This window comes from Paenibacillus sp. FSL W7-1088 (assembly GCF_037969855.1).
GTDB lineage: Bacteria > Bacillota > Bacilli > Paenibacillales > Paenibacillaceae > Paenibacillus.
Genome location: NZ_CP150216.1, coordinates 4,061,987 through 4,087,198, shown reverse-complemented (window position 1 = coordinate 4,087,198; position 25,212 = coordinate 4,061,987). Strand labels below are relative to the sequence as shown.

The window sequence follows — 25,212 nt, the reverse complement described above, 5'->3', positions numbered from 1 at the left end:
GGTCGATATATCGAAGCAAAGGGAGGCAGAAGTATGCAGTTGTCTGTACGAGAGTTAGCCAAACGTTACAAAACGGGTGACGGGGTCAGCGGCATCAACATCGATATCAAAAAAGGCGAGCTGGTCACCCTTCTTGGTCCCTCCGGGTGCGGGAAAACTACTGTACTCCGAAGCATCGGCGGGTTTCTCGAACCGGACTCCGGTGACATCCTGATTGAGGGCAAGAGTGTCATTCAACTGCCACCGGAGAAACGGCCGACCTCGATGGTGTTCCAGAGCTATAACTTGTGGTCGCATATGTCGGTATACGACAATCTGGCTTTCGGCCTGAAGATCCGCAAAATGCCGAAGGAAGAGATCCGCACGGCGGTTGAGGATGCGCTCAAGCTGGTCCGACTGTCGGGTTTCGAGAAGAAATATCCGGCAGAGCTTTCGGGTGGACAGCAGCAGCGGGTTGCGCTGGCGCGGTCTCTGCTGCTCAATCCGGCGGTACTGCTATTGGACGAGCCTTTCTCGGCGTTGGACGCCAAGCTGCGGCACGAAATGCGTGAGGAGCTGCGTGAGATCCAAATGAAGACCGGGCTCACCATGGTCTTTGTCACGCATGATCAGGAAGAAGCGCTGTCGTTGTCCGACCGCATTATCGTCATGAATCACGGGCGCATCGAGCAAATTGCTCATCCACAGCAGATTTACGATGAGCCCGCTTCATTATATGTCGCCGGTTTTATAGGCAAAATGAATTTCCTAAAGGGGGTGGCGGAAGGGGAGAGCATCCGGGTTGGACATCTTCGCCTGCCGAACGAGAAGGGGTTAAGCGGACAGGTGACAGCTGCGGTCCGACCGGAAGACGTACAGGTGAGCAGTACTACGATGGGTGAAGGTATTTTGGCGGGCAAGGTCAAGCAGGTCATGATTCTTGGACATTACGCCGAAGTTACCGTGGAATTGGTGGAATTCGGCATTATACGTGCTTTTCTGAACAAGGAATTCGTTGAGCAGCTGCAGGTAGGAAAAGATGTCGGCGTCTCGATCTCGAAAATGACCGGATTCCCGGTCGATGAATCGAACTGAGGAGGATGAATGATATGCGTATGAAAAAGCCATTTTTATCATTGTTGACTGTTGTGGGATTATCAGTGTCATTGCTGGCCGGGTGTGGGAACGGAAGCGAGATTAAAAGTACAACTACCACCGGAGGGAGCGCTGCTGCATCGAGCGATCCGGTGAAATTTAACTTCTACTTTACGGGCTCTCAGAACGTCAAGGATCTGTGGGATTCGCTGGAGCCGATGTTTGAGAAACAGCATCCGGATATCGACGTGAACCTGGTTTATATCCCGTCCGGTACTGGCGCTGAGCCGACCTACGACCGGATCGTGGCTGCCAAGAAAGCGGGTAAGGGCTCAGGAGACATTGACCTGTACGAGGACGGAATCACCTCCGTCGCGCAGGGCACCAAGGATGGTGTTTGGGAGCAGCTGAACGAGAAGGACATTCCTAATCTGAGCAAAGTCAACACAGACACGATGAAGGATGTGGACAACTTCGCAGTTCCGTATCGTTCGTCCGCCGTGGTTCTGGCCTATGACAGCAGCAAAATCTCCAATCCGCCAACTACGCTGGACGAGCTGCTGCAGTGGATCAAAGCCAATCCTGAGCAGTTCGCCTATAATGACCCGTCAACGGGTGGTTCCGGCAGCTCGTTCGTGCAGACGATTGTCTACAAGGACCTGCCGGAAGAAGACATTCACAACTCCGATCCGGCGATCATGGAGAAGTGGGACGGCGGTTTCGACACGCTCAAAGAAATCGGACCGTATGTCTACGGCCAGGGCATCTATCCGAAGAAAAACCAGGGCACGCTGGATCTGTTGATGAATGGCGAAGTGTCCATAATTCCGGCCTGGTCGGACATGGTGTTGCAGCAGCTGAACGAAGGTTTGTTGCCGGATACAATTAAGATGCAGCAGATCACACCGGGCTTCAACGGCGGACCAACGTACCTGATGGTCAACCAGGAGTCGGACAAGAAGGAAGCGATCAATGAATTCCTGAACTTTGTCCTGTCCCCTGAAGCGCAGGAAGTAATCGTTGACAAAATGAATGGTTTCCCGGGCATTGAGCTCTCCAACATGTCACAGGAGATGCAGAATAAATTCGACGGTGTGGCCAAAGGCTTCCGCACGTTCAACATCGGGGATCTGGGCACGGAGATTAACAAACGCTGGCAGAGCGACGTTGCCGCGAAATGAGTAAGGAAACCAGACAGTCGATCACAGGCCTGGCGATGGTGCTCCCCTCCTTCGCCATCCTCTTGATCGTCGTCATAATCCCGATTGTTCAATCCTTCATCATGAGTCTGAGCAACAGTTCGGGTGGATACGATCTGAGCCGCTATACCTATCTGTTCACTGATAAAGGGATGCGCAGCAATATCGTATTTACACTTCGGGTGACTGCCATTACGTGTGTTGCCGTAATTTTGATCAGCTACACGTTGGCAATCTACATGCGCTTCAATCAGGGGCCAATCGTTAATCTGATTCGTAAAACGTACATGATCCCGCTGTTCATCCCTGGTGTCATTGCAACTTATGGTCTGATCAACTTGCTCGGCAACCATGGCTGGCTCGCCCGCATGCTTGAGGTGGTCGGAATCACGCTGCCACGCATCATCTTTGACGAGAAAGGAATCATCATCGCCAACCTGTGGTTCAACATTCCATTTACGACGATGCTGCTCAGTTCCGCGCTGTCGGGCATTCCTTCATCGATCATTGAAAGTGCAAAGGACGTGGGTGTAGGCAGACTGACGCTATTTACCCGGTTTATTTTCCCACTGTCGTACAAGACATTTCTTGTTGCCCTGACCTTTGTCTTCATGGGGGTCATCGGCTCTTTCACTGCGCCCTATCTGATCGGAGCCAACTCTCCGCAGATGCTTGGTGTCTCCATGCAGCAGGTATTCAGCGTTTTCCAGGAGCGCGAACAAGCCGCAGCGATTGCTTTCTTCTCATTCTTGCTGTGCTCGGTGCTGGGTGCTTTCTACATCCGGTCGATGGCGGAGGAGGAGAAGGCGAAGATATAGATGGGGGTATAGATTATTCATTGTTGAAGAGTCTGAAAAGCTACAGCGCTCCTTTATTAGGGAGCGCTTTTTTGGTGCAAAGACATGAACGAATTTCTTCACCATCTCTCTTTGTTAAGTAGTCAGATCAAGACGGATCATACCCGCTTCTTATACACTCTCATTGCGAAGATATATGCTACAACCAAGATCCCGACACACCAGGCAAGCGCGACCCATATATCATTGCCTACCGGCTGACCCAACATTAGTGCCCGGATCGCTTCCACGATGGAGGTTACCGGTTGATTTTCGGCAAAGGCTCGAACGACAGAAGGCATCGACTCGGTTGGTACAAAAGCAGAACTGATAAAAGGCAGGAATATAATCGGGTAGGAGAAGGCGCTTGCGCCATCCACAGATTTGGCGGACAGTCCGGCAATTGCCGCGACCCAGGTTAATGCCAGCGTAAACAGAGTGAGTATGCCAGCTACCCCAAGCCATGACAGTATCCCTGCGGGTGAACGAAAGCCCATAACGAGCGCTACGAGAATGATGACTATCACCGAAAAAAAGTTGGATAACAGAGAGGTCAGCACATGTCCCCATAATAAGGTGGAACGTGAAATCGGCATGGAGTGAAACCGCTCGAATATGCCCCGCTGCACATCAATGAACAGACGGTATGACGTGTAGGATATACCGCTAGCTATAGCAATCAATAGTATACCCGGCAGTAGATAATTCACATAATTATCGGTTCCGGTATGAATGGCTCCACCAAACACATAGACGAACAGCAGCATAAACGCGATGGGCATAATGGTGACCGTAATAATGGTGTCCATACTGCGGAAAATATGCCGCATGGAACGTCCAAGCATAACGCTCATATCGCTAAAAAAGTGTTTTTTCACCGTTTCCATTTAGTTTGCCTCCTTTATGCCGATGATTGCGAGGAATATATCCTCCAATGTTGGCTGTTTTTCCACATACTCGACCTTTGTAGACGGGATCAACTTTTTTAGATCCGAGAGTGTTCCGCTAGCGATAATCCTGCCTTCATGCAGAATGGCAATTCGATCGGCAAGCTGTTCCGCTTCTTCTAAATACTGCGTGGTCAGGAATACCGTCGTACCTCCGGCCGACAGCTCCTTTACAATCTTCCAAACCTCTATACGTGCTTCGGGGTCAAGTCCAGTCGTTGGCTCGTCAAGGAAAATGATCTGCGGTTTTCCCACAAGGCTCAAGGCGATGTCGAGTCTGCGGCGCATACCACCAGAATAAGTAGACACCCTGCGGTCGGCGGCATCTGTCAGGCCAAAACGTGTAAGCAAATCGTCCGCAACCTGACGGGGATTTTGGAGGTATCGAAGTTTGGCAATCATGATCAGATTTTCTCGTCCGGTTAAAATCTCGTCTACGGCGGCAAATTGCCCAGTCAAACTGATCGCTTGCCGCACATTGTCGGGTTTGGTTTCCACATCGAACCCGTTTACGGTGGCGGTTCCGCTATCTTTTTTGAGCAGCGTGGTGAGGATTTTGACAACGGTTGTTTTGCCCGCACCGTTGGAGCCGAGCAGGGCGAAGATGCTCCCTTTTTCCACCTCGAAATCAACGCCCTTAAGGACTTGCAGTTGCTTGAAGGATTTTTGCAGGCCATTCACATGAATTGACTTGTTTTGCATGGGATCCCCTCCTTAGATAACCGTAACTTTTGACAAATTGGCATCCATGCCTTTAAGGGCGGCATACGTCAGTTTATCCATCATCGCACCGTCAAAGCAGATGGTTTTGATAATACGGTAATATTTTTTAGACCACGAAGATGTCGGGAAAGAGACGTTCTTAAGTGTCGCATTTTTAAACGAAACTTCGTTCAGTGCTGCCTTATCAAACTTGACACCGATAAAAGTTTGCCCGTCAAAACACATCCCTCCCAGATCGGAAGATTTGAACTCCACGCCGTCAAAGATACAGTTTTGAAAAATGGTTTTTCTAAGATCGGTCAAGGAGAACGTGACGTCGGTCAGTCTTACACCTGTGAATTTTGCTCCGTCCAGTCCCGACTTGCTGAAGATTGTGCGTACAAGGATCGATCGATTGAAGCTCACATTTCCTAGGTCTAGGGTGGATAGGTTGCAATCAGTCAAATTTGCGCCGTCGAAATTGGCATCCCGCACATCGCTGCTGGCAAACGAGCTGCCGGTCAAGTCGGCGTTCGTGAAATTAGATCCTCGCAACGCGCTGGACTTAAATTGTCCTTTATGGGCGATAACGCCCGCAAAGTCGCTTGTTGGTAGGTTACTCGCGTTAAAGTTCGTCACCACCTGCCGCTCCAGAGAGCGGGAGAGGTTGGCGACCTCCTGTACCGTTTGCTCAATATCACCGATGCTCTCTATGGTCATCTCAAAAGCAGTTTCATCATCCTTGCCCTCGGCTTTGAGATCACGGAACCTCTCCTGCAAATCGGAGTGAAGGTCTGCTTTCAATTCGGTGACGCTTTTCACCTCATCGTACGGTGCGAAAACGCCATTCAAATAGTGGGTTAACTTCTCATTCATAACCTCAACACTCCCTATAATAAGTTTTCAAGAACACGCTTGGCGTACTCCCAGTTGTCTTTGTTACTGGCATGCGTTGCCTTACCCTTTTCAGTAATCCTGAAATATTTACGACGTCCACCTTGAGATTCATCGCCCCAATACCACTCGATATCGCCCTCCGCTTCAAGTCGCCGAACGCTGGAGTACATGGTGGCTTCTTTTAATTCGTACTCACCACCCGAGCGCTCGGCAATCATTTTGACAATCTCGTACCCGTATCTGTCAGCTTCGGATAAGAGCCGTAATATCATCGTATCGGTATGGCCGCGTAGTAGGTCGGATGTAATTTTATTCTGGCTCATGTAATCACCTCGCATCTGTATAATACGACACACTACTGTGACTGTCAAGGTAGTATTACGAACAAAATACCTTGATTGAAAATTTGATTTTTCAGAACGATATTTAAAAGGGATTAACTTTCCAGAATGAGCCGGAAATTCGCTTTAATTTTAGCAGGAGGTTACGGAATCAATTGGTTAATTTTAGCATTATCAAACTGAGACAAAATTTGCTAAAGTAATCTAAAGTTACTCTAACTAATTACAGCTATGCTGGCGGAGGATAGGACGAAGTATGAGGAAGTTTTTGAGTGAGCAGTCCATTGAGGCATTTAGATCGATCATTAATTACAATCCGGATGCCATCTTCATTGTTTCCAACGAAGCAAAGATCGTTGAAGTGAATGAAGGGGTTACAGAGTGTTTAGGTTATAAAAAGGAAGAAATTATGGGTTCATCTTACAAAGATATATTTTGTCTACATCAGCTTGATTTGATTAGCCAGTTTTTCTTTGAAGTTTTAAAGGGTGCATCCTGTCAATACGTTGCCCAAGCTTATCATAAAAATGGAAATATCGTTCATTTGCAAATTAAGCAAGTTCCCTTGTTCTTTGAAGGCAAGGTCAATGGTATTTTTGGAGTAGCTAAAAACATTACTGAGCAAAGGCAGTTGCTCACGGCCTTGAAAGAAAGTGAAGAGCGATATCGATTGTTAGCAGAAAACTCCCTTGATCTTATCCAACTGATTAATCTTGACGGTATTGTTGAGTATGCTTCTCCTTCTCACAAAATGGTACTTGGATTTGATCCAAAAGAATACATAGGCAAATGGGTATTCTATCAACCGAATGATGAAGTAGATGAGAATTTTCGTACGATTTTTATGAGTATGTTGCTTTTACAAAAGCCCTTTACCTATGAGATACAGCGTCAGCATGAACAGGGATTTCCAGTATGGTTAGAGTTAAAAGGAACACCGATGTTCGATGAGTCCGGTGATTTTAAAAATATGATGCTTGTCGGAAGAGAAATAACAGAACGAAAAAAGTACCAAATACAATTGGAGCAATTAAGTTATCATGATGCCTTAACTGGAGCACCTAACCGAAGATTTCTTAATAAAATGTTAAGTGATGCCCTGAGTGGAGAAAAAACAGATGTGGGTCAGCTGGCTGTCATGTTTGCAGATCTAGACAATTTTAAGCAGATTAATGATACATTAGGGCATGATGCTGGGGATGAGTTGCTTCGTCAATTTGTAAAGAGGGCTGGAGCTTACCTTCGAGAACACGAGGTTTTGACCAGAATGGGTGGTGACGAATTCGTATTTGTAATTCCCCAAGTTCAATCCTCCTCAGACGTCAGGCAAATGGCTGAAGATATCTTAGAATCGTTGCAACTTCCCTGGAATATAGACGGGCAGGAGCTCTATACTACTTCCAGCATAGGAATTGCCTTTTATGAGAAACACGACACAGTAAAAGAACTGCTTCAAAAAGCAGATGCGGCTCTCTATCTTGCTAAAGCGGAAGGGAAAAATACATATCGCATATTCTCCTTCCTTGACTCGTCAATTTCCTAGTGCGAATACCGCACGTATGTCTCATTCGCACAGGCAAGTAGTCCACTTCTCGCGTAAACTGAAGTAGATCAGTAGAGCGAGGTGAAAATCCATGGCTAAAACCAACGAAATACGCCTTAAGGCAAAGCGGTATAAGGCCCGGCCCGTCTGCGTGACTCTTCATAATGGTGAAACGTACATCGGTTACATTTCTGACGTCAATAGCGGAGGCGTGGTGCTTACCGGAGGAGGCAAAGTATCGCGCACAGCGACCACAGGGGACAGTTCCCAGCGTTCCAATAAAAAGGTCGTTTCACGCAGCAAAAACGGTCGTCCTCAGAACCGGAAACGGGTAAATGGTACACGCAAACCATCTACCCGCTCGCGCGCAGTATCACGTGCGCAGGTTTCGTCCTTTCTACCGATGATGGGCTCGCTGTTTGGCGGGCTTGGTGGTGCGGCTTCGGCTGGAGGTATACTTGGAGGTGGAATGCGGCTATTTGGCATGATCCAGCAATTCATGCCGGTCATGAAAATGGGCTACGGCATGATCAAATCCATCCATCCGTTTATGGGTGCCGTCAAAGGTCTGATGGCTCCACCTAGTCAGGCCGAAGAGGAAGAGGCCTAATTCGAAATTCAGCCCCTTTGACGTAAGGGGCTTTTCTTTTTTAGTGTCAAGGTGTTATTGATAAATCGAGTTTTTAAAAAAAGTTGCGAAGCTTTGACCATTTGGATATGATTATCTAATTGGTTGTTTCAGCTTATACATTTAATTGATGATAAAAGATAGTGAGGTCAGAAAACAATGATTGCAAAAACAGAAGAAGACTTTAATGGTTTGAAGGAAATTGGCAGAATTGTTGCCTTTATTAGAGATGAATTGGTACAAAGAACAGTTCCTGGCATAACGACGAAGGAACTTGATGATATAGCTGGAGAGCTTTTTGAGAAAGAAGGCGCAGTCTCAGCTCCAAAAAGTGCATATAATTTCCCTGGCTTTACTTGCATTAGTGTTAATGAAGAAGTGGCACATGGTATTCCGGGGCAGCGGGTTATTCAAGAAGGAGATCTAGTCAATATAGATGTCTCTGGCTCGAAGAATGGCTATTTCGCTGATACAGGAATCTCGTTTGTAGTAGGCGAAGGAGACGAAGTATTAACGAAAATATGCGATGTTGCTAAACTGGCATTTGAAGCAGGTCTTAAGAAAGCAAAACCTGGATCCAAAAAAAGCGGCATCGGAAAAGCGGTATTCTTAACAGCAAAACAGCATGGATTAACCGTTATTAAAAATCTTACAGGACATGGTGTTGGACGTAACATACACGAAGCACCTGACCATATTTATAATTATAACGATACATCGGATGATGAGTTATTAAAAGAAGGCATGGTTATTGCATTCGAACCATTTATCTCAACTTTAGAAGAACAGGTGTATCAAAAAGAAGACGAATGGACCTTTGCTACAGAAAAAAGCTATGTAGCTCAAATCGAACATACGATTATCCTTACTAAAAATGGTCCAATCATTGTCACACAATAATGAATCAAAAGCATGTTCTAAGGTCGATTCCCCAACTGGGAAATCGGCTTTTTTTGATGCCCTGTAACAAAACGATTCGAGGTAGGAGGGAATGAGCTATATGGAATGATGTACAATAATAATATCGAGGAACAAAAACTACAATTGTTAAATTGTGATGAGGAGCGGATGGAGTTTGAACAGAACAGTCATACTGGAGCGTCTTCAATCACAGATCTGCGAGGGAAATCACATCATCGGTGTCTCAACAGGCACGGGGATTACAGCCAAGTATGCAGCTCAGAGTGGAGCGGATTTTATATTAATGCTGAACTCCGGCAAGTTTCGCCAGATGGGCAGGAGCTCTCTAGCCGGCTTTTTGCCGTTTTGCAACAGTAATGATATGGTGATGGATTTTGCGTCAAGAGAAATTGTGCCGCTGGTGAGGCATTCTCCCGTACTCTTTGGACTGAATGCGAATGATCCAACCATAGAAATAGCTGATTATATAGAGGAAATCAAGAGGAGAGGGTTTTCGGGAGTCAACAACTATCCTACGGTCGGCTTGATCGACGGATTATTCAGAGAGGCTCTGGAGGAAGACGGAATTCGTTATGACATCGAGGTTGAGGCCATACGCCTGGCCCATCGACAGGATTTGTTTACGGTGGCGTTCGTATTTGATGAGCTTCAGGCGGCCCAGATGATTGAAGCGGGGGCAGATGTAATCTGTGCTCATCTCGGCCTGACCGAAGGCGGGTTATTGGGTGCACGGAAGGTTGTATCCTTGGAGGCCGCCAAATCAAAGGCACTGCGTATTTTTGATACCTGCAATCAGCTTAAGCCGGATTTGATCAAGATGATTTATGGCGGTCCGGTAAAGACGCCGGTCGATGTCCAGTACATGTATAGCGACAACACAGACATTATGGGCTATATTGGCGGGTCTGCTTTTGAACGAATTCCTTCTGAGAAGTCGATTACGGTAATTACTCGCGATTTTAAACGCCTGGGTAAACTGGATGAGGACGATTTTATGGTCAAAATGCTGAAAGGCATCACTCACCATTATGATTACGTTGAGTTTGTCAAAGAGTATGTCGCGCAAAACTACAACAGTGAAATTGTTTTTTCGGATCTGGCCAAGGTTGCTCATGTTTCCCGCAGCTACTTGAGCAGTTTGTTTAAAAAGGAGGTTGGCTGCAGCTTTCAGACCTATCTGGTGAGCTTCCGCATCAATAAAGCCGTCACGCTTCTTCATGCGCCGCAGTTTCAATTATCCGAAGTGGCCGGGATGGTTGGGTATCCCAATTACGCACAATTCAGCAAAATGTTTAAAAAGCTTAAGGGCTGCTCCCCCAAAAAGTACAGATTTAACCTAAGCACAAAAACATAGAACATAAAAGCGTTTTCATAAATAAACAGGACCAGTATGATGAAGTTATAACGATCGTACTGGTTTTTCTGTTAGCCAAAAAAATCAGCGTGCTACCTGCGATCGAGCTTGGTTTCTAAAGAGTCATACGAGGAGGCCGTGGAATGAAAACCGTCGCAATCATTGGAACGTTTGATACAAAGGGTGACGAATACCTTTACATCAAGAGCATTGCAGAGGAGCTTGGGTTGGGGACATTGATGATTCATACAGGTGTATTTGAATCGTCCTTTGTTCCGGATGTGTCCAATCAGGAAGTCGCCCACGCCGCAGGCATGGTCATAGAAGAACTTGCGGCAAAGAAGGATCGGGCTTTGGCTACAGAGGTTTTGTCCATAGGATTGAAGAAGCTGGTGCCACAGTTGTACAAACAAGGTAAATTTGACGGAGTCATTTCCTTTGGTGGGACTGGTGGGACCTCACTGGTCACACCTGCCATGAGAGCTCTGCCGATTGGTGTCCCTAAGGTGATGGTATCCACCGTTGCTTCTGGAAACACAGCTCCATACGTAGGCACGAGTGATATTGTCATGATTCCGTCTGTGGTGGATGTAGCAGGATTGAACTCCATTTCTACAAAAATATTTACAAATGCATTATTTGCGATGGCGGGCATGCTCAAGTTTGAGCATACGCATAAACCGGATAAAAAGCCGCTGGTTGCAGCTACGATGTTTGGGGTGACAACACCATGTGTGACAGCGGCAAGAAAATATTTGGAGGAGCGGGGCTACGAGGTGCTTGTGTTCCACGCCACGGGCATCGGAGGGCAGTCGATGGAGGCGTTGATTGAAGCAGGCTTTATTGAAGGGGTATTGGACTTGACGACGACGGAGTGGGCAGATGAAATCATCGGCGGTGTCTTAACTGCGGGGCCGAATCGCTTGGAGGCTGCAGGCCACAATCGCATTCCGCAGGTAGTCTCGGTAGGCGCTTTGGATATGTGCAATTTTGGGCCGAGCGATACGGTGCCTGAGAAATTCAAGGATCATACCTTCTATCAGCATAATCCGACGGTAACTCTGATGAGAACCACGGTGGAAGAGAATGAGCAGATCGGCAGGAAGCTTGCGGAGAAGCTGAACATGGCAAAGGAACGCACCGTGCTAATGCTGCCGCTTAGAGGCGTATCCGCAATTGATGTGGAGGGGGAGCCTTTCTACGGACCGGAGGAGGACCGGATGTTGTTTGATACCCTGCGCCAGCATGTCGATCGCACAATTGTTGAAGTGATTGAAATGGATTGCGCCATCAACGATCCAGCCTTTGCAGAGGCCGCAGCACAAAAGCTGATCGCTCTCATGACATCAAATTCCTAATCAATCCAATAAGGAGGATAACGAAATGAATAAGCTGAACAGATCAGAAATTATGGACAAATTTAGGGAAGAGGTAAAGCAGGGTAAAATTCTACTAGGTGTCGGGGCAGGAACAGGCATTACGGCGAAGAGCAGTGAAGCGGGCGGAGCAGATATGTTGATCGTATACAATTCCGGCCGGTATAGAATGGCGGGCCGCGGATCGCTGGCGGGCTTGCTCTCCTATGGAGATGCCAATCAAATCGTCGTTGAGATGGGTGCCGAGGTGCTGCCCGTCGTCAAACATACGCCTGTTCTGGCAGGGGTGTGCGGCACCGACCCTTTCCGAATAATGGAGGTATACCTGAAGCAGCTGAAGGAGCAGGGCTTCAGCGGAGTTCAAAACTTCCCAACCGTTGGTTTGATTGATGGGGTGTTCAGACAAAACCTGGAGGAAACCGGTATGGGGTACGATCTGGAGGTTGAAATGATCCGTATCGCCCATGAATTGGATTTGCTGACTACGCCGTATGTTTTTGATCCTGCTCAGGCAAAGGCCATGGCGGAGGCGGGGGCTGACATTTTGGTAGCACACATGGGGGTGACGACCAAGGGCTCCATTGGTGCAAAAACAGCACTGACCCTGGACGACTGTGTGCAACGAATTGAGGCTATTATTGAAGCAGGACGGGCTGTGAACCCGGAAATCATGATTATTTGCCACGGTGGACCCATTGCAGAGCCGGAGGATGCGGCTTATGTCATTGAGAGAACGAAGGGCATTGATGGATTCTTCGGCGCATCCAGCATCGAGCGTTTTGCGGCAGAGAAAGGCATTAGACAGCAGACGGAGTCCTTCAAGTCGATTCGGAAATAGTATTCAACCTAACGACAGTCAATTATTTGGCTGTCGTTTTTTTATCCATAGGGGAAGAGGAGACTCTCAACTCCTCATATGAGCGCTTACAATTTTCTGTTGCGATCAGCCCTAATGTTCAGTAAATTGGGAGGTACATACCGATGGGAGGGCTGAACAACAATCATGTTGACCAGATGGCTGCGACGAATAACGCCAGGTACGTTTAAACACCGAATACTATTTTCGTTTCTGTTATTCCTCCTGACGCCTATAGCCATTTTAGTTCTCTACAACTTCCGAGAAACGGAAGTTATGCTCCAGCGGGATGCTTCGGACATTAACGTCAAGCAACTCGAAGGCATCAAAGCCGATCTTATTGATTTGATGAGTCTTGTGATGAAGACGGGGATGCTGCTGGATCAGGATTCTGTTCTCCGCGAAGTGATGCAGAAGCCGGAATTATATGATGCCATCCATCGAAAGCGAATTGTGGAAAATAAATTTGCTAGTATTGAAAACAGTTTTTTCCTTACGGGAGCTACCGTATTTTATACATTGATCGATTTAAAAGGAAACGCTTACACTTCGTATACACCGCAGAATTCTTTGAATTATGCCCGCATCAGTTCCGAGCCCTGGGTACAGGAGCTGAAGAGGACTGACGGACAACGGTACGTATGGAAATCCAATGATTTGACGACCGGCATTCGTGAGAGAAAAGGAAATCGGATGCTGAGCCTTTACGAAGTCCTACGTGACGACGGACTGAAACCATTCGCTTATGGACGTTTTAGTATTGATTATGAAGCATGGTTTCAGGAAAAAACGGAGGAAAATACATTCGGCAGCGATAGGGAAGGAGCCTATTTTCTAATGGATGGATATGGGAATATTATGCTTCAGTCCAAGTCGGGGGACAACGTACCCTCTACCGTGTCATCTGCTATTACAGCAGCAAGTCATAGCCAGGGACAGGATACCTCCTCCCAATCCATTGTGAACGATCATATGATGTATACCTATAGCAAGATTCAAGAGCTTGACGGTTATCTTGTGAAAAAGATTCCCCTATCCTTGTTATTCGAAGAAGTGAACAAACAGAAGCTGAGGTTCTATACCGTATATGGGGCCATCCTGCTGCTGTTTGTGCTGCTGACTTATTTCATTTCTTCAACCGTTACCGGTCCTTTAAAGCACCTTCAACGAAAGATGGAGACAACCGTAAAATTGAATTTGAAGACAAAGCTGCCGGAACAAGGCAGAGGTGAATTGCTGGCGCTAACCCGAAGCTTCAATTTCATGATCGCAGACATCAATAATCTGTTGGAACAGTTAAAGCTTGAGGAGCGGCAAAAGCAGTTTGTCCGATTTCAGGTGTTGCTTGGTCAGATGAATCCTCATTTTCTGCTGAATACGCTGAATACAATCAAGAGCATAGCACTGGATAAGGATGAAGATGAGATTTACGAGATTTGTGTATCGCTAGGAAAAATATTAGAAACTACGCTGAATCTGGAGGTTGATCTTATTCTTCTGAAGGAGGAGATTGTGCTAATTGAATCCTATATGGATATTCAACGGAAACGGTTTGGACATGGCATCGAGCTCCATTATGAAGTTTCCAGGGATCTGGAGTATGCACTGATTCCGAAATTTTGTCTGCAGCCGCTGGTAGAAAATTCGTTGATTCACGGGTTTGGACAATCACAGCTTGAGGGGCGGATCGACATTCGTGCATCAATCCAACATTCGCTGCTTATTTTGGAGGTTGCAGATAATGGCATTGGAATGAAAAAATCCCAGGCGAATCAGTCCTACCGGAAACGAAAAAGCATTGGTGTACAAAACCTTCGCGAGAGCTTGGAGCTTATGTTTAAGAACCAGCCAACAGGACTTCGGATAGAGTCGACGGACGAAGGAACGCAGGTCATCATGCATTTCCCATTATTGTTATCCAAACCATATTTGAAGGAGGGGAGCACCATTGTGGCGCACATTGATCGTTGAAGATGAACAATACGCAAGAGCAAGCTTGCGCAAATTGTTTACAAAGGCGAATATCACGTTTGAAATTATCGGTGAGGCGGTAAATGGCGAGGAAGGTTTGCAGTTGATTCGGGAACTGCAGCCCGATGTTGTCATTTCCGACATTTTCATGCCGCTAATGGATGGCATCCGTTTACTCCAGCTCACGAGAAAGGAAGGACATGAATGCAGATTCGTTATGTTGACGGCAGTAAGTGAATTCGAGTATGCCAGACAAGCATTGGAATACGGGGCTTCAGGTTATTTGATGAAACTTTCTCTGGATTTGAAGGAACTGAAGCAAACCATGGACAAAGTAGCCGGAGAGCTGACGAGAATGGATAAGCTTCGCCTGGCAGATAAATGGTTCCCGGATAAGACTGTCCAAGAACCAACAAATCATCCAGAGCTGAACCGAATGATTACTTACATTGAGGAGCATTTCGCCGAGGATGTGACATTAAAGAGATTGGCTGAATATGTTCGCATGGATGCCAGTTACATTAGTGACTTATTCAAGAAGAAGATGGGGATCACGATGACGCATTTTATTCAGAACCGCCGCGTTCAAGCAGCGAAAATGCTGCTGACAGAGACGGAGAAAACGGTGAGTGAAATTGGCAGGTTGGTAGGCTTCGAGAACGACAATTATTTCATTAAAATATTCAAGCGGTGGTGCGGGTTGACTCCAAATGAATACCGGAAAGAACAAAAAAACGTTCTATGAATATCCAAACACCGTTCATACCCCCAATGTCAGGCTGGTGATAAAGTTAAAGACGTAGCAAGCAGCTTATCAACTTGATAAGGGGGACTGTAAATGAAATATAGAAATTGGTTAAAGGCAGCTTTGATTACGACTTTGACAGCTTCGATGCTCAGCGCATGCGCAGGGGCTAACAACGAAGGAGCGAGTGCGGGATCGGCGAATCAAAATGCTGGTGAGACTATTAATCTCACACTTTGGGGAGCTGTTCCTGCCGAGGCAGGACCTCAAGAAGTGATTGACAGCTGGAACAAAGAAAATCCTGACATTCAGGTCGAGTACTTCCGTTATGTAAATGATGACCCCGGCAACCTGAAGCTGGATACGGCGCTCATGACGGGTCAGGACGCAGACTTGTTCGTCAACTACGCGATTAACCGTTTACAGAAACGTGTTGATGCAGGAGTCGCTTTGGATCTGAGCAGCAGAACTGATTACAACATCGACGAGCAAATGGGGGTAGACGCCGCTCAATGGAAAATCGGGGATAAGTATTATGGCATTCCGACAAAGAAAAACATGTTATTCATCTGGCTTAACAAAAGCATGCTGGATGAAGCCGGTCTTCCGATTCCTCCCGTTGATTGGACATGGGATGACTTGAGGGAATATTCGAAAGCGCTAACAAAATCAAATGTGTACGGTCTTATGCAGCATGATGCTGCCTTTACCGCTGCAATTGACGGTACCATTGCGGGCCTTGGCGTAACCACGCCGGAAGGAACATCTAACTTCAATAATGATCTTTGGAAAAAGCAGCTTCAAATCGTGCATGACATGATGTTTGTAGACAAATCGACACCCGAATATGGTGAACAAGTAACCAGCAAAATGCCGGTAGATACAATGTTCCTCAAAGGGGAGGCAGCGATGTTAGCCGCAGGAGAATTTATTTTCCGCAACGCCAATAACCTGAAGGAATTTCCGCATGACTTCAAAATCGCATTCGCTACAATTCCGAAAGTATCTGCCGATCAAAAGGACTATAAATATGCTGGCGGTTTAGGTGACATGCTCTCCGTTAATGCAAAATCCAAGCATCAAGATGCGGCATGGAAATTCGCAAAGTGGTATGCGGACGGCGGAATGTTGCCGATGGCGAGTGGAGGACGTCTTCCATCCTCGAAGAGCGTCGATAACAAGCAGGCGATGGACCTGCTGCTCAAGGGTGTTGAAGACAAATACGATACAGAGTCGATGAATAGCGTTGTGTTCGGAGAGTTCCCATCATTCCAGCTAAATGTACCGCAGCAAGCGCTGGATGCCCGCAAGGAAGAATACGAGAAATACTTCCTGAATGAGCAGGATATCGATACAACGCTTAAGAATATGGCCAAACGCCATCAGGAATATATCAAATAATCAAATAATCGAATAGTGACAATATCCCTAAGAGAGAAGAAGGATTCTTCGCTTCCGTCTTCTCTCTTTGCTGTATTTAAAAAGTTCCATACGAGAAGAAAGGCGGCGTTTTCTGTGAAAAGGAACAGCTGGATTCGGAAACAAGGCTGGGTGGGCTACGTATTTATTTTGCCTAATATGCTCGGTATCCTCGCATTTTTTATACTGCCAGCCTTGTACTCCTTCTTTATGATGTTCACGGACTATCAATTCGCCAATCCGAATTGGACGTTCACCGGGTTAGATAATATCAAACGCCTTTTTGGTGATGATCAGTTCTATGCTTCAATTAAATATACAATCATATTCCTGATGTCCGTTCCGGTCTCATTGGCAATTGCATTTCTCGTTGCTCTTGTGCTTAACCGGAGCGTGTATTTGAAAGGATTGCTTAGAGGCATGTTCTTCCTGCCATATATCTCTAGCGGTGTTGCCGTTGCTTTTGTATGGATGCTGCTGTTCCAGCCGTCCCAGGGGCCGATTAATGAAGTGCTTCGCTTTATCGGCATTGTATCGCCTCCCGGCTGGTTCGCTGATTCGAGTTCGGCGATGTATGCCATTGACGTCGTGCAGATATGGTTTATGTTAGGCTACAACATGATTATCTATCTGGCAGCCCTGCAGGAGATTTCGACCGAGCAACTTGAAGCCGCACGTATCGACGGTGCAGGGAAAGCGACTATTACATGGAGGATTGTATGGCCGCTTGTTAGTCCAACGACATTTATGCTACTGATTACGGGGCTGATTATGACGGTCAAATCCTTCTCTCTCATCCAAGCGATTACGGGCGGCGGCCCAAGCGGAAGCACCACGATTCTGTCGCTGTTCGTCTACAAAACGGCATTTAGCTATTATGAGATGGGCTATGCATCAACCATTTCCTGGTTCCTGTTTGCAGTTATTCTTGTCATTACCATAATCCAATGGGTCGGCCAAAAACGCTGGGTCCATTACTAGAGAGGAGCTGGCCTATGTTTAGAACAACGAAGACACACTCGGTTAAGCTTTCTGTCACGATCCTCATGTTAATTGCAGGGTTGTTTATGATTGTTCCTTTTCTATGGATGCTCAGTACTTCCTTCCAGACCCCGAGTGAAGTATTCCGTCAATGGCTTCCTTCGAAGCTCGACTGGACCAGCCATAAGCGAATCTGGACGGGGAACTATAATTTTCTCCCTTATTATTTGAACTCCATTAAGATTGCTGTGATTGGTACAGCTGGTGCTGTTTTTTTGTCGGCCTTTGCTGCTTATGGCTTCGCCCGTACGGAATTTAAAGGACGTAATACCCTCTTCATCGTGTATCTATCCATGATGATGATACCTCCTCAAGTCGTTTTTGTTCCGAAGTTTATCCTGTTTAACTGGCTTCATATTTATAACACACATTGGGCATTAATTCTGCCAGCCATGTTCTCGATATTTGGTGTATTTATGCTCCGTCAATTCTTTCTCAGTATTCCGAACGAGATTACAGAATCTGCATTACTCGATGGTGCGGGTCATTTTCGAATTTTCTTCAAGCTGGTGTTACCGTTAGCCAAACCAGCGCTTGCAACGTTTGCTATTATCGATTTTTCCTGGCAGTGGAATGATTATGAGAATGCTCTGGTTTTCCTGCAGAGTCCAAAGCTTTATACAATTCCGCTTGGGCTACAAAATTTCGTTTTGGAAAACAACGTTGACTATAACGGCATGATGGCAGCTTCTTCCGCAGCGATTATCCCTATGATTTTAATCTTTCTGCTTGGTCAGAAATATATTATTCAAGGTGTATCCAGTTCAGCTGTAAAAGGCTAATTCAAAGGAGGCTTATAAAAATGAGACGCGAAAAACTATTATTCGATGTTACGGTCATTGGCGGAGGACTTTCCGGGATTTGTGCCGCTATAGCAGCGGCAAGATTAGGTCAAAAGGTTGCACTTGTGCATAATCGTCCTGTACTTGGCGGCAATTCCAGCTCCGAGGTACGTGTATGGGTATGCGGTGCAACGGGGCATGGCGTGAATCGTTATGCACGGGAGACCGGCATTATGGGTGAATTATTCATTCAGAATCAACAACGGAATCCGGAAGGCAACCCCTATTTGTGGGACGTTACTTTGCTGGAGGCAGTAAGAGCCGAACCTAATCTCACTTTGTTTATGAATACAGATGTTAGAGAAGTAGAAGCAGACGGTGAGAAAGATGCAAGGATAATTCGTAGCGTGAAAGGCTGGATGATGGGCTCCGAGCGTGAGATTACGTTTGAAAGTGAGATGTTCCTTGACTGTACAGGTGACGGACTCGTCGGATTTCTCGCTGGAGCAGCATACCGGCTTGGCCGTGAAGCCCGTCATGAGTTCGGGGAAGAATGGGCACCGGAAGTTGCTGATGATATTACACTTGGCAGCACACTGCTGTTCTATACGAAAGATACCGGAAAACCGGTACGGTTTGTAGCCCCATCGTTTGCTAAAGACATTACGACAACCCCCATTCCGCTAAAGCGTGTGATCCGCAGTGGAGATTCGGGCTGTCATTACTGGTGGATTGAATGGGGCGGAGAGCTGGATACGGTACATGAGAATGAGCAGATTCGGGATGAGTTATGGTCTGTTATTTATGGCGTTTGGGATTATATTAAGAACTCCGGCAAGTTTCAGGCCGAGGAGATGACGTTGGAATGGGTGGGCTCGATTCCAGGCAAACGCGAATACCGCCGCTTCCTTGGTGATACGATTCTGACGCAAAATGATGTTATCTCTCAACGCCCATTCGACGACCGCGTCGCCTTTGGCGGTTGGTCCATCGACCTGCATCCCCCACAAGGGATGTATGCAAGCGAGAGCGGCTCCAAGCATCTGCATGCAGATGGCATTTATCATATTCCGTTTGGGAGCCTGTATTCCCGCAATGTCAGCAATCTGCTGTTTGCGGGACGTAATATCAGTGCATCGCATGTTGCATTCGGAACAACCCGCGTCATGGCAACTTGTGCGGTAATGGGAGAAGCCGCAGGTGTAGGCGCTGCCTTGTCGGTAATTAAAGGTATCACGCCTCGTGAGCTGCGTGAGCAGCATTTAACCGAATTGCAGCAAACGATGTTGCGGACCGATGCCTCAATTATAGGACTGAGAAATATGGATTCCGCTGACATTGCGAGAAAGGGGACCATCACGGCTTCAAGCACGATGACCCGCATTTTGATCAACGAACCTTCCGAGGAGTACCGGCTGGTCGCTGACGTTGGATGGCTGTTCCCGACCGAGGGTGGAATTGAAGGATTTAGGCTGTTGGTCTCTGCCCGAGAAGCGACAAGTTTGACTATTGAACTGTGGGACACAGGTCGCCATGAGAATTATGTACCGGCAAACTTCAAGCAAGCTTTGGACATCCAAGTCGATGTAGGTGAGGAGCAATGGTTGGATGTGCCTGCAGACAGTGCAATGATTGGAGGCGATCCTTGTAATGTATTTGTCATTGTTCGGGCGAATGAAGCAGTTAGTCTCTACACATCAGCTGTCCCGATAAGTGGTGTCCTCGCCTTTGAGAGAGGGGTCAAACCAATAGTCAGCTCCGACCTGGAGGATCATCAGCCAAATCAGCCGATTATCGAATGGTCGATGAAGCGCCTTGTCCGGAAGCCATTCTGTTTTGCAGTTGAGACTGACGCGTATTCACCTGATAAAGTCATCAACGGCTATGTCCGTCCGTTTGGCGGTCCACAGCTGTGGATATCGGAACCCATCGCTAATGGCGGTGAAGAATGGATTGAAGTCAACCTTCCAGAACCAGTGGATATTCGGGAAATTCACCTTACTTTTAATGACGATGTTAATGAGGATTTGATCAATTTGCATCATCATGAAACACCGTTTCTGACCATTCCGGAGTTGGTTAAGAGCTATGAGGTGCATGCTTATATTAATGGGCAATGGGAACGTATTGCTGGTGATAACCCTAACCTTACTCGCAAAAAGATTCATCGTCTTGAGAATCCGATACTATCCAAACGGATTAGGGTCATCATCAAGGAAACGCACGGGGGCGATCGGGCAGAAGTGTACGAAATTCGACTATATGTTTCTCATAGATGACGGCCCCCGTTTTCCGCAGGTAGCATCCATAAATTGATGGTTGGCCGATATCTCGCCTTCTTCTCCTGAATTCTCATCGTATGGAAAAGAATCTTGATAAACGATATACTAGCTTATAATTGCTTTTTTGTTGAGGTGAATATCAAATGGAAGAAGTCGATGAATCCAAACAACTTGTATTACAAATTGGTGCTGCCTTAAAAAGGTACAGAAAAGAAAACAACATGAGCTTAGATGACTTAGCGGAATTGACAGGCGTGAGCAAACTTACTTTGGGAAATATCGAACGTGGAGAGACAAATCCAACTTTGGCGATGATCTGGAAAATTTCCAAAGGCATATCTTTACCACTCTTGGCTTTGTTCAAATCAGAAGAGCCTGTAAGTTTGTATCGAGCCGGCGAAGGACTGCGTTTTTCTAATGAACAAAAAAATTGGGTTATTGAGCCCGTCTTTAAAAATGCTAGCAGCGATATTGAAATGTGTCGGGCTTACATACAGCCCAATAGCTCCTATCACCCTGAAGGACATCATGTGAATACAACTGAAATTGCGACCGTAATGACGGGATCTATTGAAATTCAAGTCAATGAAGAGATTCACACATTGAATCAATACGATACGATTAGTTTCCGTGCTGATTCTCCACACTCTTATACCAATCATACCAATAGTGAAACCGTGCTGCATATAGCCTTGAAGTATGGTTTCTAAAAGTAGCATATTTTCGCTTATGAAAACAACTCCGAATTCCATCACCGGAATTCAGAGTTGTTTTTGTTTTTCAGAAGATTAAATTATAATATAAAATACTTATTGTAAATAATGATATATTATAATATACTTTTGTTGTCCGCGCGGATCATATTACAACATTTTTATAATCAGCAGAGAACAAATAGTACCTGTAATTTCAGGAAGGAGTAATGGAGATGCTGAACAATCAAAATACAAAAGCCCTACCATCCTCTATAGGGTTTATCATTCTTGGCATTATTTTTATTGCTGCTAATTTACGTACTCCCTTAACATCAGTGGGTCCTTTAGTGAGTCTAATAAGGGATGACGTTCATATTTCAAATACATTAGCGGGCTTGATAACGACTTTACCCTTGCTTGCCTTTGCTTTATTATCACCTCTAGTACCCAAATTAGGCCGAAAATATGGGGTGGAACGTATCATTTTGCTTGCCCTAATTTTTTTGACAATTGGTATTGTAATACGTTCTTTATCTGGTGAAGCCAATCTGTATATTGGAACAGCCATTCTCGGATTTGCAATTGCCATATGTAATGTATTATTGCCAAGTATAATCAAAAGAGATTTCCCTAATAAAATTGGCTCTATGACAGGTCTCTACTCTGTTTCAATGTGTTTATGTGGAGCCATCGCATCAGGAATCAGTGTACCGCTAGCAGTGAACGCAGGTCTTAAATGGCAGGGAGCATTAGGAATATGGGGGATTCTAAGTTTTGTAGCCATTCTCTGTTGGTTACCCCAATTAAGAAATCAATCGAAGCAAACAGTCACGACAAGTCAACAGAGGGCCAGTAACGATGTGAGTGTTTGGCGTTCCCCTCTTGCATGGCAAGTAACCTTGTTTATGGGTATACAGTCTATGGTTTTCTATGTGTTAATCGCATGGTTACCTGAAATTTTAAAGCAGCAAGGAATTGATTCGACCCAATCAGGTTGGTACCTCTCGATAATGCAATTAGCACTGCTTCCATTTACATTTATTGTTCCTGTTATTGCAGGGCGCATGTCTAGCCAACGTTTGTTAGTGGTTATCACTACCATTTTGCTTTTGACGGGAACGCTCGGGCTTCTTTACGGAAGCTCCAATATCATATTATTGTGGATCATATTACTGGGAATTGGTGGGGGCTTCGCCTTCAGTTTATCCATGATGTTTTTCGGGTTACGCACTGAAAATGCACATCAAGCTGCGGAACTGTCTGGCATGGCGCAATCGATCGGATATCTTCTTGCCGCAATTGGTCCTGCCCTTATAGGATATCTGCATGATGCGACAAATAGTTGGGATATGCCGCTTTTCATTTTGCTTGGCGCTTCGGTCTTACTCTTGTTAGCCGGAATGGGGGCAGCAAGAAACCGTTTTGTAGGTAGCGGAAGTAGTTATGAGCTGCCACGGAAAGGATGATAACGATGTTTAACAAAATTATTGTGGCCATTGATCAAGCTGAAATAACGAACAAACTTCTCAATGCAACCGTTGAAATAGCCCGAGACAAACAAAGCCAAGTTACCTTGGTTAATGTTAGTCAGGAATATGTATCGAATGGTATGACCTATTTACCAGAGAATTTCTTGGAAGAAATATTGAACGAAATGAAGAAAGCGAGTCTGGAAAAGTTGCAACAAGCCAAATCCAAATTAAAATCTGTGGGGATTAACTCAGAAACAGTTCTTCTTAAGGGAGATCCTTCACATGAAATATTAAAATATGCAAAGGATACTGAGCAGCAACTTATTATAATTGGAAGCCGGGGGCTAAGTGGCATAAAAGAAATGATGCTTGGAAGTGTCAGCCACAAGGTTTCACAGTTGTCAAAATGCCCAGTCCTCATTGTGCACTAAATCATTAGAAAACTGCAAGGCTGATGCATTAATAGTCTCGCCCCCTACTAGAGCAAAACTATACTTTGTTCTAGTAGGGGGCGATGATTGTTTTTAAACGAACTTTGGTTTCATTATGAAGCGGATAAGCTTATCCAGTGGTTATGCGCCCAACCCCCTTTTTAAAATATATGATTTGACTTACAGTTAACTCTATGTCTTATACTCCGATTAGGAAAGAAAAATAAGTGGCTTTTCTGGAGTAGGGCATTTACAATTTGTTAGGATAAACAGGATGTGGGGTGTGAACAGGGGATAGGTAATGCTAAATGGATTGTAATGACGATTCAAATAAACTAAATTACGTAATGAATTGGAGATTTAATCAACAATGATGAAGAGCAAGAGCAATAATTGGAATGTATTTGGCCTGGCATTGCTGCTGGGTTTATTTTCAACATTAGGTCCATTTACGATTGATATGTATTTACCGGCTTTCCCTGAGATTGCAGGGAATTTCAATACAAGCGCATCACTTGTTCAGTTTAGTCTTACTGCTTGTTTATTAGGGTTAGGTATGGGACAACTCGTTATGGGTCCTTTGAGTGATGCTCACGGTAGACGCAAACCGTTGTTAATCTCCATGGCGGCCTATATTATTTGCTCCTTGGCGTGCGCATATGCTCCTAATATCGGGCTCTTGATTTTGTTTCGTTTCACTCAAGGATTTGCGGCCTCAGCAGGGATTGTCATTTCTCGTGCGATAGCTAGGGACCTTTATAGTGGACATGAACTTACTAAATTCTTCTCTTTGCTGCTGCTTGTAGGGAATTTAGGGCCCTTGGCAGCACCGATCGCTGGAAGTGGTATTCTTTCATTCACGTCATGGATTGGTGTGTTTATCTCACTCTCATTTTTGGGCGTTTTCTTATTAATAATGACCAAATGGAGTTTGAAAGAGTCCAACCCGCCTGAACGACGTATGGCTCCCGACTTCAAGCAGCAGTTGGGGAATTACAAAACGCTTCTACGTGACCGCAAATTTGTTGGTTATATGCTGGCACAGGGAATCATGACGGCTGGCGTCTTTGCATATGTAGCGGGAACACCATTTATTTACCAAAATATTTATGGAGTCACACCAACTGTATTTGCTATATTATTTGCCTCGAACGGGATCAGCTTGATCATCGGTTCTCAAATCGTGGGACGGTTGGCACAACGTATACCGGAGCAGACCCTTCTATTAGCTGGACTCTGGCTTGCTTTGGCGGCAAGCGCTGCTGCATTGGTGGTAACTATAGTTCATGGTCCGCTGTTCGCTTTGGTCATTCCATTGTTCTTCTTCGTTTGCTCCATAGGGATTACGTCTACTGCGGCTTTCCCGCTTGCCATGGAGAGTCAAGCCAAGATGGCTGGAAGTGCAGCAGCACTGCTCGGAGTTGTTCCTTTCCTTCTAGGTGCCCTCGTTGCTCCTCTGGTTGGTATCGCAGGTGAAGACACTGCTGTCCCGTTAGGACTCACTTTATTAATGACGAGTCTTGTTGCGATTCTTACTTACTTCCTACTCGTTAAAAACATCTCGCATCAAACCCCACAACATGCTCAGTCTGATCCTGACTTTAATTGAGAATATGAGGGTTCCACCCTGTTGAATACAGAAAACCGTTGAACTTTAATTTAAAGACTCAACGGTTTTTCTATTGTGTGTAATGAAGGAA

The 25,212-nt window shown here is 45.8% G+C and carries 23 protein-coding genes; 19 read left to right on the top strand and 4 right to left on the bottom strand.

The features are described 5' to 3' along the window. Positions 1 to 33 precede the first annotated feature (33 nt). The 3 genes from MKY42_RS18275 to MKY42_RS18265 are packed head-to-tail and all read left to right on the top strand — an operon-like array spanning position 34 to position 3,091. The gene (locus MKY42_RS18275; RefSeq protein ID WP_090899253.1) at positions 34 to 1,074 is read left to right on the top strand and encodes an ABC transporter ATP-binding protein; all 1,041 of its coding nucleotides are present in this window, start codon (positions 34 to 36) and stop codon (positions 1,072 to 1,074) included. A gap of 14 nt (positions 1,075 to 1,088) precedes the next feature. Further along, positions 1,089 to 2,255 carry an extracellular solute-binding protein gene (locus MKY42_RS18270; RefSeq protein WP_339843797.1) on the top strand — a complete coding sequence of 389 codons (1,167 nt, stop codon included), beginning with the start codon at positions 1,089 to 1,091 and terminating at the stop codon, positions 2,253 to 2,255. Then, complete coding sequence (locus tag MKY42_RS18265; protein WP_179264455.1) at positions 2,252 to 3,091, top strand: ABC transporter permease subunit; 840 nt, start codon at positions 2,252 to 2,254, stop codon at positions 3,089 to 3,091. Before MKY42_RS18270 ends, MKY42_RS18265 begins: the two co-directional genes overlap by 4 nt. 137 nt (positions 3,092 to 3,228) lie before the next feature. Here MKY42_RS18265 and MKY42_RS18260 read toward each other — a convergent pair whose 3' ends face one another. The 4 genes from MKY42_RS18260 to MKY42_RS18245 are packed head-to-tail and all read right to left on the bottom strand — an operon-like array spanning position 3,229 to position 5,978. Further along, the gene (locus MKY42_RS18260; protein WP_339843793.1) at positions 3,229 to 3,996 is read right to left on the bottom strand and encodes an ABC transporter permease; all 768 of its coding nucleotides are present in this window, start codon (positions 3,994 to 3,996) and stop codon (positions 3,229 to 3,231) included. Then, on the bottom strand, positions 3,997 to 4,758 hold the full coding sequence (locus MKY42_RS18255) for an ATP-binding cassette domain-containing protein (protein WP_179264457.1): 762 nt from the start codon (positions 4,756 to 4,758) through the stop codon (positions 3,997 to 3,999). It abuts the gene before it with no gap. A gap of 12 nt (positions 4,759 to 4,770) precedes the next feature. Continuing rightward, positions 4,771 to 5,634, bottom strand: coding sequence for a pentapeptide repeat-containing protein (locus MKY42_RS18250; RefSeq protein ID WP_090899238.1), 864 nt, complete (start codon positions 5,632 to 5,634; stop codon positions 4,771 to 4,773). A 14-nt stretch (positions 5,635 to 5,648) separates the two neighbouring features. Beyond that, the gene (locus MKY42_RS18245; RefSeq protein ID WP_090899236.1) at positions 5,649 to 5,978 is read right to left on the bottom strand and encodes a PadR family transcriptional regulator; all 330 of its coding nucleotides are present in this window, start codon (positions 5,976 to 5,978) and stop codon (positions 5,649 to 5,651) included. A gap of 286 nt (positions 5,979 to 6,264) precedes the next feature. Here MKY42_RS18245 and MKY42_RS18240 point away from each other — a divergent pair, with 286 nt between their 5' ends. The 16 genes from MKY42_RS18240 to MKY42_RS18165 all read left to right on the top strand — a co-directional run bounded on the left by MKY42_RS18240 (position 6,265) and on the right by MKY42_RS18165 (position 25,121). Continuing rightward, a complete protein-coding gene (locus MKY42_RS18240) occupies positions 6,265 to 7,539 on the top strand; it encodes a diguanylate cyclase (protein ID WP_339843789.1) in 1,275 nt (424 codons plus the stop codon). Between the two features lie 91 nt (positions 7,540 to 7,630). Beyond that, complete coding sequence (locus tag MKY42_RS18235; protein WP_179264461.1) at positions 7,631 to 8,149, top strand: hypothetical protein; 519 nt, start codon at positions 7,631 to 7,633, stop codon at positions 8,147 to 8,149. A gap of 177 nt (positions 8,150 to 8,326) precedes the next feature. Continuing rightward, a complete protein-coding gene (gene map / locus MKY42_RS18230) occupies positions 8,327 to 9,067 on the top strand; it encodes a type I methionyl aminopeptidase (protein ID WP_179264463.1) in 741 nt (246 codons plus the stop codon). Between the two features lie 175 nt (positions 9,068 to 9,242). Next, positions 9,243 to 10,442, top strand: coding sequence for a phosphoenolpyruvate hydrolase family protein (locus MKY42_RS18225; protein WP_339843784.1), 1,200 nt, complete (start codon positions 9,243 to 9,245; stop codon positions 10,440 to 10,442). 143 nt (positions 10,443 to 10,585) lie between these two features. Next, complete coding sequence (locus tag MKY42_RS18220; protein WP_090899222.1) at positions 10,586 to 11,800, top strand: Tm-1-like ATP-binding domain-containing protein; 1,215 nt, start codon at positions 10,586 to 10,588, stop codon at positions 11,798 to 11,800. A gap of 25 nt (positions 11,801 to 11,825) precedes the next feature. After that, positions 11,826 to 12,656, top strand: a complete 831-nt coding sequence (locus tag MKY42_RS18215; RefSeq protein WP_339843780.1) for a phosphoenolpyruvate hydrolase family protein — start codon at positions 11,826 to 11,828, stop codon at positions 12,654 to 12,656. Positions 12,657 to 12,821: 165 nt separating this feature from the next. Continuing rightward, complete coding sequence (locus tag MKY42_RS18210) at positions 12,822 to 14,645, top strand: histidine kinase (protein ID WP_179264469.1); 1,824 nt, start codon at positions 12,822 to 12,824, stop codon at positions 14,643 to 14,645. Then, on the top strand, positions 14,623 to 15,390 hold the full coding sequence (locus tag MKY42_RS18205; RefSeq protein ID WP_339843778.1) for a response regulator: 768 nt from the start codon (positions 14,623 to 14,625) through the stop codon (positions 15,388 to 15,390). Before MKY42_RS18210 ends, MKY42_RS18205 begins: the two co-directional genes overlap by 23 nt. A 93-nt stretch (positions 15,391 to 15,483) precedes the next feature. Further along, on the top strand, positions 15,484 to 16,791 hold the full coding sequence (locus tag MKY42_RS18200; RefSeq protein ID WP_339843777.1) for an extracellular solute-binding protein: 1,308 nt from the start codon (positions 15,484 to 15,486) through the stop codon (positions 16,789 to 16,791). Positions 16,792 to 16,905: 114 nt separating this feature from the next. After that, complete coding sequence (locus tag MKY42_RS18195; RefSeq protein ID WP_076289323.1) at positions 16,906 to 17,790, top strand: sugar ABC transporter permease; 885 nt, start codon at positions 16,906 to 16,908, stop codon at positions 17,788 to 17,790. A gap of 14 nt (positions 17,791 to 17,804) precedes the next feature. Beyond that, a complete protein-coding gene (locus MKY42_RS18190) occupies positions 17,805 to 18,632 on the top strand; it encodes a carbohydrate ABC transporter permease (protein WP_339843773.1) in 828 nt (275 codons plus the stop codon). A 20-nt stretch (positions 18,633 to 18,652) separates the two neighbouring features. Then, positions 18,653 to 20,911, top strand: coding sequence for an FAD-dependent oxidoreductase (locus tag MKY42_RS18185; protein WP_339843771.1), 2,259 nt, complete (start codon positions 18,653 to 18,655; stop codon positions 20,909 to 20,911). Positions 20,912 to 21,057: 146 nt separating this feature from the next. Further along, on the top strand, positions 21,058 to 21,624 hold the full coding sequence (locus tag MKY42_RS18180) for an XRE family transcriptional regulator (RefSeq protein WP_090899203.1): 567 nt from the start codon (positions 21,058 to 21,060) through the stop codon (positions 21,622 to 21,624). Positions 21,625 to 21,842: 218 nt separating this feature from the next. Further along, positions 21,843 to 23,075: an MFS transporter gene (locus MKY42_RS18175; RefSeq protein ID WP_090899200.1), complete on the top strand. Its 1,233-nt coding sequence runs from the start codon at positions 21,843 to 21,845 to the stop codon at positions 23,073 to 23,075. 5 nt (positions 23,076 to 23,080) lie between these two features. Further along, the gene (locus tag MKY42_RS18170) at positions 23,081 to 23,512 is read left to right on the top strand and encodes a universal stress protein (RefSeq protein ID WP_179264479.1); all 432 of its coding nucleotides are present in this window, start codon (positions 23,081 to 23,083) and stop codon (positions 23,510 to 23,512) included. A 370-nt stretch (positions 23,513 to 23,882) separates the two neighbouring features. After that, positions 23,883 to 25,121, top strand: a complete 1,239-nt coding sequence (locus tag MKY42_RS18165; protein WP_090899194.1) for a multidrug effflux MFS transporter — start codon at positions 23,883 to 23,885, stop codon at positions 25,119 to 25,121. Positions 25,122 to 25,212 lie beyond the last annotated feature (91 nt).